This window comes from Neoaquamicrobium sediminum (assembly GCF_013240295.1).
GTDB classification, from domain to species: domain Bacteria; phylum Pseudomonadota; class Alphaproteobacteria; order Rhizobiales; family Rhizobiaceae; genus Aerobium; species Aerobium sediminum.
In genome coordinates this window covers 2,148,353-2,160,954 of the sequence record NZ_JABETK010000002.1, presented here as the reverse complement: position 1 = coordinate 2,160,954, position 12,602 = coordinate 2,148,353, and the positions used below count along the sequence as shown (strand labels likewise).

Sequence of the window (12,602 nt, the reverse complement as noted above, 5' to 3'; positions counted from 1 at the left end):
AGCCATGCGCAAATATTCCGCCTTCGCCATCGCCCGGGAAGCGTTTCGCGGCCACAAGGGATGGGAAGAACAGTGGACCTCGCCAGAGCCGAAGGCCGAATACGATGTCGTTATCGTCGGCGCCGGCGGGCATGGGCTTGCGACAGCCTACTACCTTGCAAGTGTTCACGGCATCACCAATGTCGCGGTGGTTGAGAAGGGCTGGCTGGGCGGCGGCAATACCGGCCGCAACACCACGATCATCCGCTCCAACTATCTCTATGATGAAAGCGCGGGCATCTACGACCACGCGGTGAAGCTGTGGGACGGGCTGTCGCAGGAGCTCAACTACAACGTCATGTATTCGGCCCGCGGCGTGATGATGCTGGCGCACAACGTCCACGACGTGCAGGTGTTCAAACGGCACATCCACGCGAACCGGCTCAACGGTGTCGACAATGAGTGGCTGACGCCGGAGCAGGCGAAGGACTATTGCCCGCCGCTCAACATCTCGAAGAGCGCGCGCTATCCCGTGATGGGCGCGGCTCTGCAGCGCCGGGGCGGCACGGCGCGGCACGATGCAGTTGCGTGGGGCTATGCGCGCGGCGCTTCTGCGCGCGGCGTCGATATCATCCAGAACTGCGAGGTGACGGGCATCCTCCGCGCGCCGCAGGGTCATGTGCTCGGTGTCGAGACAAGCAAGGGGTTCATCGGCGCGAAGAAGGTGGGTGTCGTGGCGGCCGGGCACTCGTCCGTCATCATGCAGATGGCCGATGTGCGCATGCCACTGGAAAGCTATCCGCTGCAGGCACTCGTGTCGGAGCCGGTCAAGCCGGTTTTCCCGTGCGTGGTCATGTCCAACACCGTGCACGCCTACATATCCCAGTCCGACAAGGGCGAACTGGTGATCGGCGCCGGCACCGATCAATACACCTCCTATTCGCAGACCGGCGGGCTGCACATCCTCAACCACACGCTCGACGCGATCTGCGAGATGTTCCCGATGTTCACGCGCATGAAGATGCTGCGCTCGTGGGGCGGCATCGTCGATGTGACGCCCGACCGCTCGCCGATCATGGCGAAGACGCCGGTCAAGGGGCTCTACGTCAATTGCGGCTGGGGCACGGGCGGTTTCAAGGCCACGCCCGGCTCGGGCCACGTCTTCGCCCACACGATCGCGCGCGACGAACCGCATGCGATCAATGCGCCGTTCACGCTGGAGCGTTTCCGTACCGGACGACTGATCGACGAGGCGGCAGCGGCCGCCGTGGCGCACTGAGTTCGTTCAATGTGGAAGGTCGACCAGCGAACGATGACGCAGGCGGGAGAGGTCGCCTGGGGCCGGGCCGGCAGCGGGCCGGCGCTGGTGCTCGCGCATGGCTGGCCATGGTCGTCGTTTAGCTGGCACCAGGTGATCCCATTACTTGCCAGGCACTTTACCGTCCACTGGTTCGACATGCCGGGCTACGGCGAATCCGAGATGCGGCCCGGTCAATCGACCGCGTTGGACGTGCAGGGGCAGGTGTTCGCCGAAATGCTCGACGGGTGGGAGCTTGTGCGTCCGAATGTCGTTGCGCACGACATGGGCGGTGCGGTGACCCTGCGAGCCCATCTGCTAGGCGGGGTCGAGTACGACAGGCTCGTGCTCATGAATGTCGTCGCGCTCAGCCCATGGGGCTCGGCGTTCTTCGACCATGTCGGCCGCCATATCGACGCGTTTACCGGCCTGCCGCCGCATATCCATGAGGCGGTCGTGGGCGCGTATATCCAGGGTGCCCTGGTCAATGAACTCGCGGATGACGATTTCGATCGGCTTCGCGCGCCGTGGCTGAGCGAGGCGGGGCGGGCGAGCTTCTATGCCCAGTTCGCGCAGGCCGACGAGCGTTTGACCGGTGACTTCGAAGACAGGCTTGCGGACATACGCTGCCCGGTCGCGATCCTGTGGGGCGAAGACGACCCTGGATTCCGGTCGCGCGGGGCCGACTGCTGCACGAGAAGATACCACATTCGAGCTTCGAGGCGATGGCCGGTGTCGGCCATCTGCCACAGCTCGAAGCCCCGGAACCCGTTACCGCGCGTCTGCTCGACGCGCTTTCGAAAACAGGCGAGTAGGGAAAGCCATGCTGCTGATCCGTTGCCCCTATTGTGAAGAAGAACGACCGGAGCTTGAATTCCGGCATGCCGGCGAAGCGCATCTCGTCAGGCCGTCGAACATCACCGAGATGAGCGACGAGGATTTCGAGGGCTACTTCTTCATCCGGCAGAATCCCAAAGGGCTGGTCTATGAACGCTGGAGGCATGTCCACGGCTGCGCGCGCTTCTTCAACGCCGTGCGCGACACGGTGAGCGACAAGTTCGTAATGACTTACAAGGCCGGCGAGAAGAAGCCCGTCATCAAGGGAGCAGCCGAATGACCGCGCCGTTCCGCATCGCAGGCAAGGGCCGTCTGACGCCCGCCAGAGTGGCGCGCTTCACGTTCGATGGCGCCGGCTATGCGGGGCTGGAGGGCGACACACTCGCCTCGGCCCTGCTCGCAAATGGCGTCCATCTCGTCGGTCGGTCGTTCAAATATCACCGGCCGCGCGGCTTCCTTTCGGCGGGCGCCGAGGAGCCGAACGCGCTGGTGGGTATCCATCGAGACGCGGCGCGCAAGACGCCCAATGTGCGCGCAACGGTGCAGGAGCTCTACGATGGGCTCACTGCCGTCTCGCAGAACCGCTGGCCCTCGCTGAAGATGGATGTGGGCGCCGTCAACGATCTCGCGTCGCCCTTCTTCTCCGCCGGCTTCTACTACAAGACGTTCATGTGGCCGAAGGCGGCATGGAAGCATCTCTACGAGCCGCAGATCCGCTCCGCTGCCGGTCTTGGCGTCGCGCCCGACCAGCCCGATCCCGACCATTACGCGGCACGCTACGCGCATTGTGACGTGCTGGTCGTAGGTGGCGGCGCTGCGGGCCTTGCGGCTGCGCTGAGCGCGGCCGAGGCGGGCGCACGCGTCATCATCGCCGACGAACAGGCAGAGCTTGGCGGCGCGTTGCGGTTTGAGACCGGGACGAACATAGAAGGCAAGGACGGATGGGCCTGGGCGAGCGAGTCGGCGGCGCGGTTGGCGGCGATGGACAATGTGCGCCTGCTGACCCGTACCACTGCCTTCGGCTACTATGCCCAGAACTTCGTCGGCCTCGTGGAACGCGTGAGCGACCATCTGGCGGCCCCGTTGCCGGACCTCCCGCGAGAGCGGCTGTGGCAGGTGCGGGCCAGGCGGGTCGTCCTCGCCACGGGAGCGATCGAGCGGCACATGGTGTTTCCCGACAACGACCGACCGGGCGTCATGCTGGCATCGGCGGCGCGCACCTATCTCAATCATTATGGGGTTGCTGTCGGCAAAGCGGTCGGTGTCTACACGGCCAACGACTCGGCCTATCACGCCGCGATCGACCTCAAGAAGGCCGGTGTGCATGTCGCGGCAATCGTCGATCTCCGCGACAATCCGCAAGGCCCGGCGGTCGACGAGGCGAGGGGGCTCGGCATCGAGATCAGTGCCGGCCGTGCCGTTACCGGCGTTTCAGGGCGCCAGCGCATCTCGGCGATGACGGTGCAGCCGAAGAACGGCGGCGCCTCGCGCACGATCCCGGTGGATGCGCTTCTGACTTCCGCCGGCTGGACGCCATCCGTGCATCTCTTTTCCCAGTCGCGTGGCAAAGTAGCCTTCGACGAGGCGGGCAGGCGGTTCCTGCCGGGCACCTACGTACAGGATTGCGTATCTGTCGGTGCGTGCAATGGGACTGACGAACTCGGCGCACTTCTTGGCGAAGCTGCCATCGCCGGCCATGCTGCCGCCAAAGCGGCAGGCATCAAGGTCGGCCGCGTAGCGAAGCCGAAGGCATCTACCGGCGAGCGCTGGGCCGGTGGCATGCTGGGTGCCGCACCCGGGGCCGGCGCGGACTCGAAGGCCAAAGCGTTCGTCGACTTCCAGAACGACGTCACCGCCAAGGACATTCGCCAGGCCGTGCGGGAGGGCATGCGCTCGATCGAGCACGTCAAGCGCTTCACCACCAACGGGATGGCGACGGACCAAGGCAAGACCTCGAACCTGCACGGACTTGCCATTGCCGCCGAGACGCTCGGCAAGCCTATCCCCGAGGTCGGCCTGACGACGTTCCGCGCTCCCTACACGCCGGTCACCTTCGGGGCGATCGTCAACCACGCACGAGGCAGCCTGTTCGATCCGACCCGACGTACCGCGATGCATGGCTGGGCCGAGGCGCAGGGCGCCGTGTTCGAGGACGTCGGCCAGTGGAAACGCGCCTGGTATTTCCCGCGTGCAGGCGAGGACATGCACGCTGCGGTCGATAGGGAATGCCGTACGGTGCGACAGTCGGCCGGCATCTTCGATGCGTCGACGCTGGGCAAGATCGAGGTGGTCGGGCCTGACGCCGCGACCTTCATGGAACTGCTCTACACCAATCCGTGGCAGAAGCTCGCGCCCGGCCGGTGCCGCTATGGCATCATGCTGCGCGAGGACGGTTTCATCTACGATGACGGCGTGGTGGGCAGGCTGGCGGATGACCGCTTCCACGTCACCACAACCACAGGCGGCGCGGCGCGCGTCATGAACCACATGGAGGATTATCTCCAGACCGAGTTCCCGCACCTGAAGGTCTATCTCACCTCGATTTCGGAGCAGTGGGCCGTCATTGCCGTGCAGGGGCCGAAATCCCGCGACATCATCGCGCCGCTGGTTGAGGGCATCGACCTGTCAGACGCCGCGATGCCGCATATGTCGGTGCGGGAGGGACGCATCTGCGGTGTGCCGACGCGTCTCTTCCGCATGTCGTTCACCGGCGAGCGGGGCTTCGAGATCAACGTCCCCGCGGACTACGGGCAGGCTGTGTGGGAGGCGGTCTGGGCTGAGGGCGAAAAGCATGGCGCCTGCGCCTACGGCACCGAGGCGATGCACGTGCTGCGCGCCGAAAAAGGCTACATCATCGTCGGACAGGAGACCGACGGCACGGTGACGCCGAACGATGCCGGCCTTGACTGGGCTGTCGGCAAGAAGAAGACCGATTTCGTCGGCATTCGCGGGTTGATGCGCCCCGACCTCGTCGCTCCGGGGCGCAAGCAGCTCGTCGGGCTCAGGACCAAAGATCCGAAGACGGTGCTCGAGGAAGGTGCGCAGATCGTTGCCGATCCGAACCAGCCGGTTCCGATGAAAATGATCGGACACGTCACCTCGTCCTACTGGTCGGAGAATTGCGGCCATTCGATCGCGCTGGCCCTCGTTGCCGACGGACGCGCGCTCACGGGTAAGACACTTCATGTGCCGATGCCGGACCGCACGATCGAGGTTGAAGTGACCGGAACCGTCTTCTTCGACGAGAAGGGAGAGCGTCTCGATGGCTAGAACCGAAGCCGCCCGCAAACCCGTGCTCGGAGGCCGGATGGCCAATCACGCTTGGGTCGGTGTCACGCCGGCGGAACCCGCTAAGCGACTTTCGCTGCGCGCGCCGGCGGAGAGCGTCGCCTCGTTATCACGTACCCTTGGCTTGAAGTTGCCGGAGAGGCCAAAGCAGTCCGTACTGAAAGGTGACCGTGCAGCCCTCTGGCTCGGGCCTGACGAATGGCTGCTGATAGACCGTGCCGAGAGCAACCTCGATGCGGCAGTTGATCGGGTCAGGGTGTTTCATTCGGCTGTCGACGTGTCGCATCGCAATGTCGGGATTCTCGTCGAAGGTCAGGGGGCCGAGGCGACGATCGCCGCAGGTTGTCCGCAGGACGTCTCGCTTCAGGCCTTTCCGGTAGGCGCATGTTCGCGGACCGTGTTGGGCAAGATCGAAATCGTGCTGTGGCGCACGGGCGAAGCGCAGTTTCGCGTCGAGTGCTGGCGATCGTTCGCCGACTACGCCTTCACCCTTCTTGCCGAAGCTGCGAGAGACGCCAACGGCTAGCCGGTGTTGCGCCAGCGTCGCGATTGGACGAACTCGATGAGATCGTCGGCGCTCATCGCTTTTGCGAAGGCATAACCTTGAAGGGCGTTGCAGCCGAGCTGCCGCAGCACTTTCGCGTGCTGCATAGTCTCGACGCCTTCGGCGAGGACTTCGATGCCGAGGGACCGTCCGATGTCGATGATCGAGCCCACAAGCTGACGCTGCCCCGCCGAATGTACGATGGGCATCACGAGTTGCCGGTCGATCTTGAGACGGCGCGGCTTGAGCTTCATCAGGCTGACGATAGACGCATATCCGGTGCCGAAATCATCGATCTCGATGTCGATGCCGAGTTCCTTGATCTGGTTGACATTCCAGGTGATGACTTCGTCATTCTCGTCGAGAAAGATCGACTCCACGAGTTCGAACGACACAGTGCCGGGCCGGATGTCCATCTGGCGCAGGTTGTTTATCAGTTCGTCGTCATGCAGCCGCCGCGCCGAAACGTTGACGGAGGTCTTGGGGATGCCGAGACCGATCTCCTCCCAACGGTTGAAGTCGGCAAGCGCCTGTTCGAGGACGATGCGATCGATCGTGGCAACGACGTTGAGTTCTTCCGCGATCTTGAGGAAGGCGTTGGGCGCAAGCAGACCTTCGCGCGGGTGGTTCCAGCGGGCCAGTGCCTCGACACCGATAACCTCAAGCGTCTCTGCATCGAATTGCGGCTGGTAGTGTGCCACGAACTGTCGCTGCTCGAGGCCTGAGAGAATGTTGTCGGCGACCCGCTTGGTGGTGATGATCTCGGTCTGCAGCGCATCGTTGAAGAACTGGTGGCGGTTGCGGCCGCGCTCCTTGGCCCGGTAGAGCGCGATGTCGGCGTTGACCAGCAACCGCGTCGGATCGGCCAGCTCATCCATGTCAGTTGCAATGCCGATCGACACGCCGACGCGGCAATCGTGCCCGCCGTAGCTAAGCGGCTGCTGCATGCGCTCGACGATCCGCTCCGACAGCTTTGCCAACCCACGGATCGAAGGATTGCCCGCCCCGGTCTGCCAGCGGCGGACGACAACAAATTCGTCACCGCCCACCCGTGCCACGAAATCACCCGGCTCCACCGTCGCGCGCAGGATGCTGGCTGCGTGTACCAGCATGGCGTCGCCGGCCGAATGCCCGAGCGTGTCGTTGATCTGCTTGAATCGGTCGAGATCCATCTGGAGCAGGGCAGCCGTTTCCTTGCCCTCGGCAAATTGCCGCGCGTGATCAGCCATTACGTCGTCGAGATAGCGCCGGTTCGGCAGGCCAGTCAGCGAATCGTGCAGCGCGTTGTGTTCTATGCGGGCCTTCGCGCGTTCGAGCTCGGCATTGCGTGCCTCGGTCAATGCGTTGGCGCGCTTCAGTTCATCGTTGAGCGCGACGTCGGCTGTCACATCCCAGTTCACGCCGATCATTTTTGCCGGCGTCCCGGCGTCCTTGTATAGCGTCCCCAGCGCGCGGATATGACGTGTCTCTCCGTCATCGAGAACGATCCGAAACTGCGAGACATAGCTACCCCTGTCACCCGTGAAGGCAGCATTGAATTCGCTGTTTGCACGCTCGAGGTCGTCCGGGTGAACGCGCTTTTCCCAGTCCTTCGTATTTCGCGGAGCGCCATCGGCCGGATAGCCATAGAGCTCGTTCATCCGGTCGTCCCAGTATTCTTCCTTCTCGCCGACATTCATCTCCCATACCGCGACCTTGGACGTGTCCAGTGCGAGGCCGAGGCGACGCGACATGCGCGCAAGCTGAAGTTCGCGTCGCTTCAATTCGCGAATGTGGTTCAGACGCTCTTCGATAAGACGTCCCATGATCAGGGCGGGTACCATGATGAGCGCGCCGGCAAGCAGGATCAGCAGACGAAGTGCCCAGGTGTTCGTAGGCGTTCCGGCCCATCCCCCTTCGGTATCGCAGCAATGCGCCAGGATCCGGACGGCAATATCACGTCCGCAGTGACCGGATCGTTGGCGGAAGCTGCGCCCGAGCCGTAGAAACGCGCGCCGTTCACGCCGGTGCCGTCGTGCCCGATGAGGTCGATATCGATCGCCAGATCCGGATCGAGCAAGCCACTTTGGGTATACAGCTTGTTGGCATCGACCACGGCGGACACAATGCCCCAGAACGTTTCGCTGCCGTTCGGGCCGGGAGTGAAAACAGGGAATCGCCCGATGAAGCTCTCGCCGCCTTGCACCAGGTCAACCGGCCCGGCAAGCACAAGGTCTGCAGTATCGCGAGCACGCAAAGCTGCGGCGCGCTGCGCTTCGTTCCGGTTGTAATCCAGACCGAGAGCGCTTTCATTGCCCTGCAAAGGGTAGATCAGGTTTACGACCAGATCGCGCGCAGCAGCTATATGACGGATCTGGGATCGCTCTTGCAGCAGCGCCGCCGCAAGGGTGGCGAAGCGCGTCTGATCCATCTCCGGTTCGGTGGAAAGCGTAGCGACAAGCCCTCGAACAAGCTGGATATTGCCGTTGATGTTGCCTTCGAGCTTCGCGCGGATGAGGCTGATCTCGCCGAGGACTTCGCTGTGCAGGTCATGCCGGAAGACAGCGCGGTTCTGCTGTTCCGCGAAAAGCCATGCCAGCGCAATAACGACCAATGCCAGAAAGGCCGGTATATTGGTCGCCCTTAGAACAGGCCTGACAGGCCCCAAGGTGCCGATGGCTAGAAATTTCACAATACCCACCTGCCTATGAGGCGGTTAGCTGGTCCGAGTTTCGACCCCGACCGTTGCATGAACTGCTTAAATTAGGCTTTAGAGAACTAAGCAAATGTCTATCGCGAGGGAACGCGCGCAGATGAAAGAACTGTCCACCATTGGCTTCGATGCCGACGATACGCTCTGGCAGAATGAGCAGTTCTTCCGCTTGACCGAGGCGCGTTTTGCGGAACTGCTGGCCGACCACGCCGAGCCCGATCATCTGCTCGACCGGCTGCTGGAGGCAGAGAAACGCAATCTCGGGCACTATGGCTTCGGCATCAAGGGGTTTACGCTCTCGATGATCGAAACCGCAGTCGAAGTGACCGAGGGACGGGTGCCGGCGAGCGTGATCGGTGAAATCCTGGCGGCTGGACGGGAGATGCTCCGGCATCCTGTCGAGACGCTTCCGCACGTGCAGGAGACGCTGGAAGAGCTGGCTGGCAAATACCGGCTGGTACTGATCACCAAGGGCGACCTGTTCGATCAGGAGCGAAAGCTTGCGCAGTCGGGACTGGGCGACTTCTTCGATGCGGTCGAGATCGTCAGTGACAAGAGTGCCGGCACATATGAGCGCGTGTTCTCACGCCACGGCGACGGCGCCGAGCATGCGATGATGGTCGGCAATTCGCTGAAGTCTGACGTCGCGCCAGCGATCGAGGCGGGGAGCTGGGGCGTGTACGTTCCACACGAGCTCACGTGGGTTCTGGAGCGGATCGAGGCACCGGAGGAGCATCCTCGCTACCGGCAGATCGAGCATCTGGGGCAGCTCCGCGAGCTGATTGCGAAGCTCTAGATCGACGTTATCCCGCCATCGGCGGCAAGCGTCTGGCCGGTCATGAAACCGTTCTCGGGACTTGCCGCGAACAGGATCACCTCGACGATCTCGTCGACCTCGGCCAGCCGCCGCATCGGTACGCCGCGCACCAGTTCGGCCTCGCTCGCCTTGCGATCTTCCTCTGCAGCCGGCAACGATTTTTCGACCATCGCGGTGCGTGCGAAGGAGGGACAAACGGCGTTTACGCGCACGCCCTTGGTCGCGTACTCGGCCGCCGCCGATCGGGTGAGCCCCACCACACCGTGCTTGGCGGCGGCATAGACGGAAAGCCGCGGTGCTCCGGCGATGCCGGCCACGGACGCGATGTTGACGATCGCGCTGCGTTTCCCCTCTGCGCGAAAGCGCCGCTCCATCGACGGAAGCTGGTGCTTGAGCGCGTAGAACACGCCGAGCAAGTCGACTTCGATGACCTTGCGCGCGTCGTCGGATGCGATGTTGGGCAGCTTCATCATATCGTGCACGATGCCGGCATTGTTGAGCGCGATGTCGAGCCCGCCGAAGCGCTTTTCCGCCAAGGCGACGAGCTCTTTCGATAGATTTTCGTCCGCAATGTTGCCGGCCAGAACGGCGGTTTCGGCATCGATTGCCGAGGCGGTTTTCTCCAGGTGGGCGGGGTCAAGGTCGGACAGGACGAGGCGCGCTCCTTCAGCCGCGAAGCGTTCCGCGGCACGGCGGCCAAAACCGCCGGTCGCACCCGTCACCAGTACCGTCAGACCCGAAAACCGCGCCATGCATCACTTCCCTTTGTCGATTGCCTGGCGCGCCAATGCGGCCAGCAGGCGCACGGCCTGACCATAGGTCTTCGCCTTTTCCGGGTTGGACGCATTGCCGTCGAGAGCGCGCTTGTAGACGCCCTGGCAGATGGCGGCGAGCCGGAAGAAGGAGAAGGCGAGATAGAATATCCAGTTGTCGATGCCGGCAATGCCGCGACGCTCGCAGTAGCGGGCGACGTATTCGGCCTCCGACGGCAGGCCGAGCGCCTGGCGATCCATACCTCCGAGCCCGCGAAAGCCGGAATCGTGGGGCAGCCGCCATTGCATGCATTGATATGCGATGTCGGCAAAGGGATGGCCGAGCGTTGACAGTTCCCAGTCGAGTACGGCGATCACTTCGGGCCGGTCGTGAGCGAATATCATGTTGTCCAGGCGGTAATCGCCGTGAACGAGCGAGACCTGGCCGTCATCGGCGACCTGATTGCTCTCAAGCCAGGCGATCAGCGCATCCATGTCTTCGACCGTGCCGGTCTCGGAGGCGCGATACTGGCTGGTCCAGCGTCCGAACTGTCGCTCGAAATAGCTGCCCGGCTTGCCGAAATCGCTGAGCCCGGCGGCCTCGATGTCGACATCGTGGAGGGCTGCAAGCACCGCGTTCATGGCGTCGCTGGTCGCGCTGCGTTCCTCGTTCGTTGCAAGGTCGGGCAGTGCCGGGTCCCACAGGATACGCCCGTCGACGAATGCCATGACGTAGAACATGCGGCCTATCGGCGAGGCCTCCTCCGACAGGTGGAGGACTTCCGGCACGGGCACGGCCGTATCTTTCAGCGCCTTCATGACCCGGAATTCGCGATCGACCTGGTGCGCCGATTTCAGCAACTCGCCCGGCGGCTTGGCGCGCAACACGTAACGTCCGCTTTCAGCATCCAGCGCATAGGTCGGGTTCGACTGGCCCGAACCGAACTTGCGGATATCCTTCAGGCCCCTGAAGCCGGGCACGTGCTTTTCGAGATAGGGAGCCAGCGCTGCCGCATCGAGCGCGTTGGGATCGCTCATGCGTCCTCCCTTTTGCGCTCTATCGCCGCGAGCGTGAGCCAGCGCGCGGTAAGGGCCGGCTTCTTCGAGCCTTCGATTTCGATCGTGACGTCGTAGTTCAGGTGAATCCAGCCGGACGGACGCGCAGTCATTTCCGCCAGCTTGAAACGCGCGCGGATGCGCGCGCCCGACTTGACCGGCGAAACGAAGCGCAGCCGGTCGAAGCCGTAGTTCACGCCCATCCCGGCCTCGCGGATCGGGGGAATCGTTTCGTAAGCCATGGCCGAAAGCAGCGACAGCGACAGGAATCCGTGTGCAATGGTTCCACCGAATGGTGTTTCAGCCGCTGCGCGTTCCGGATCCACGTGGATGAACTGATGGTCGTCGGTCGCATCGGCGAACTTGTCGATCATCTCCTGGGACACCACGCGCCAGGGCGACACGCCGATCTCCTGGCCGACCGCTTTCTGGGCTTCCTCGAGCGGAAGCGGTTCTCTCTGGCTATTGCTCATCTAGCTCGCATCATTCCTTGAAAAGCGTCATGCCATGCTGGGCCGACTGGCCGCCGTCCAGTGGCAGGATCGCGCCGGTCACATAGCTCCCCGCCCTGCTGCACAGATACAGGGTCGCGCCCGCGATGTCATCCGGTGCGCCGATGCGCCCGATCGGCACGCGCTTGCCGACCTTGTCGGCCTGTTCGTCGGTCTCGGTGGCGAATGCCGTCATCCGGCTCTGGAAGGGGCCGGGCGCGAAGGCGTTGACGGTGATGCGTCGTGCCGCGAGTTCGTTGGCCAGCGTGCGGGTGAGGTGGTGAACAGCCGCCTTCGAAGCCGTGTAGGAATAGGCACCGTCCGCCATCGGTTGTGTGCCCATGACGGAGCCGAGATTGATGATGCGGGCAGGGTCTTCATCGCTCGCCGCCTTTTCCAGCATCGGGGTCAGTTCGCGGGTGAGGTGAAATAGGCCGGTGACGTTGACGCCGAGCACTTTTGCCCAGGCGCCGTAGGGAAAATCCTCATATTCCGCGCCCCAGGAGACGCCGGCATTGTTGATAAGGATGTTCAGGCTGTCGGTGCGGCTGCGCACCTCCGCGACCAATGCAGCAATGCCTTCTTCAGTGCTCACGTCGCCGGAGAACCCTTCTGCGCTGCCCTTGCCGAGAGCGTTGAGCTCTTCGGCCACACGGGCGCAATCGGCACCCTTGCGCGAGGCAATCAAGACGCGCGCGCCGCCCTGCACGAGACCGGTCGCAGCCATTCGCCCGATGCCGGTTGCAGCGCCTGTCACCAGCGCGGTCTTGCCGGCCACCGAAAAGAGTTCGTCCAGATACGCCATCATTTCCTCCCTTGGCGCGGCGGGCAGGGGGAAATTCGTACCGG

General features: G+C 63.5%; 12 protein-coding genes. 6 read left to right on the top strand and 6 right to left on the bottom strand.

Annotation, left to right across the window (positions count from 1 at the left end):
* Positions 1–4: 4 nt before the first annotated feature.
* Genes HK436_RS22390 through HK436_RS22370 form a run of 5 tightly spaced genes read left to right on the top strand, consistent with a single transcriptional unit; the run spans position 5 to position 5,927 of the window.
* A complete protein-coding gene (locus HK436_RS22390) occupies positions 5–1,258 on the top strand; it encodes a sarcosine oxidase subunit beta (RefSeq protein WP_173193303.1) in 1,254 nt (417 codons plus the stop codon).
* Between the two features lie 9 nt (positions 1,259–1,267).
* Positions 1,268–2,128, top strand: a complete 861-nt coding sequence (locus HK436_RS22385; protein ID WP_244649125.1) for an alpha/beta fold hydrolase — start codon at positions 1,268–1,270, stop codon at positions 2,126–2,128.
* Complete coding sequence (locus HK436_RS22380; RefSeq protein ID WP_173193301.1) at positions 2,100–2,393, top strand: sarcosine oxidase subunit delta; 294 nt, start codon at positions 2,100–2,102, stop codon at positions 2,391–2,393. The genes HK436_RS22385 and HK436_RS22380 overlap by 29 nt, the downstream gene beginning before the upstream one ends.
* Positions 2,390–5,383, top strand: coding sequence for a sarcosine oxidase subunit alpha (locus HK436_RS22375; RefSeq protein ID WP_173193299.1), 2,994 nt, complete (start codon positions 2,390–2,392; stop codon positions 5,381–5,383). Before HK436_RS22380 ends, HK436_RS22375 begins: the two co-directional genes overlap by 4 nt.
* The gene (locus tag HK436_RS22370) at positions 5,376–5,927 is read left to right on the top strand and encodes a sarcosine oxidase subunit gamma (protein ID WP_173193297.1); all 552 of its coding nucleotides are present in this window, start codon (positions 5,376–5,378) and stop codon (positions 5,925–5,927) included. The genes HK436_RS22375 and HK436_RS22370 overlap by 8 nt, the downstream gene beginning before the upstream one ends.
* Here the strand turns inward: HK436_RS22370 and HK436_RS22365 are convergent.
* Both HK436_RS22365 and HK436_RS33195 read right to left on the bottom strand, forming a co-directional pair.
* On the bottom strand, positions 5,924–7,768 hold the full coding sequence (locus HK436_RS22365; protein ID WP_312860670.1) for a putative bifunctional diguanylate cyclase/phosphodiesterase: 1,845 nt from the start codon (positions 7,766–7,768) through the stop codon (positions 5,924–5,926). The two genes, HK436_RS22370 and HK436_RS22365, sit on opposite strands and share 4 nt — an antisense overlap.
* A 23-nt stretch (positions 7,769–7,791) precedes the next feature.
* A complete protein-coding gene (locus tag HK436_RS33195; RefSeq protein WP_312860669.1) occupies positions 7,792–8,625 on the bottom strand; it encodes a CHASE domain-containing protein in 834 nt (277 codons plus the stop codon).
* Between the two features lie 112 nt (positions 8,626–8,737).
* On the opposite strand from HK436_RS33195, the gene HK436_RS22360 reads away from it, so the two are divergent.
* Positions 8,738–9,433 (top strand): HAD family hydrolase, encoded by a 696-nt coding sequence (locus HK436_RS22360; RefSeq protein ID WP_173193295.1) that lies wholly within the window; start codon positions 8,738–8,740, stop codon positions 9,431–9,433.
* Here the strand turns inward: HK436_RS22360 and HK436_RS22355 are convergent.
* From HK436_RS22355 to HK436_RS22340, 4 genes are read right to left on the bottom strand one after another with little or no spacing between them, the layout of a single operon-like run.
* On the bottom strand, positions 9,430–10,206 hold the full coding sequence (locus tag HK436_RS22355; protein WP_173193293.1) for an SDR family NAD(P)-dependent oxidoreductase: 777 nt from the start codon (positions 10,204–10,206) through the stop codon (positions 9,430–9,432). The two genes, HK436_RS22360 and HK436_RS22355, sit on opposite strands and share 4 nt — an antisense overlap.
* 3 nt (positions 10,207–10,209) lie before the next feature.
* Entirely contained in the window at positions 10,210–11,244 is a 1,035-nt protein-coding gene (locus tag HK436_RS22350) for a phosphotransferase family protein (protein WP_173193291.1), read from the bottom strand.
* Positions 11,241–11,735, bottom strand: coding sequence for a MaoC family dehydratase (locus HK436_RS22345; protein WP_173193289.1), 495 nt, complete (start codon positions 11,733–11,735; stop codon positions 11,241–11,243). The genes HK436_RS22350 and HK436_RS22345 overlap by 4 nt, the downstream gene beginning before the upstream one ends.
* A 10-nt stretch (positions 11,736–11,745) precedes the next feature.
* Complete coding sequence (locus HK436_RS22340; protein WP_173193744.1) at positions 11,746–12,558, bottom strand: SDR family oxidoreductase; 813 nt, start codon at positions 12,556–12,558, stop codon at positions 11,746–11,748.
* Positions 12,559–12,602: the final 44 nt, after the last annotated feature.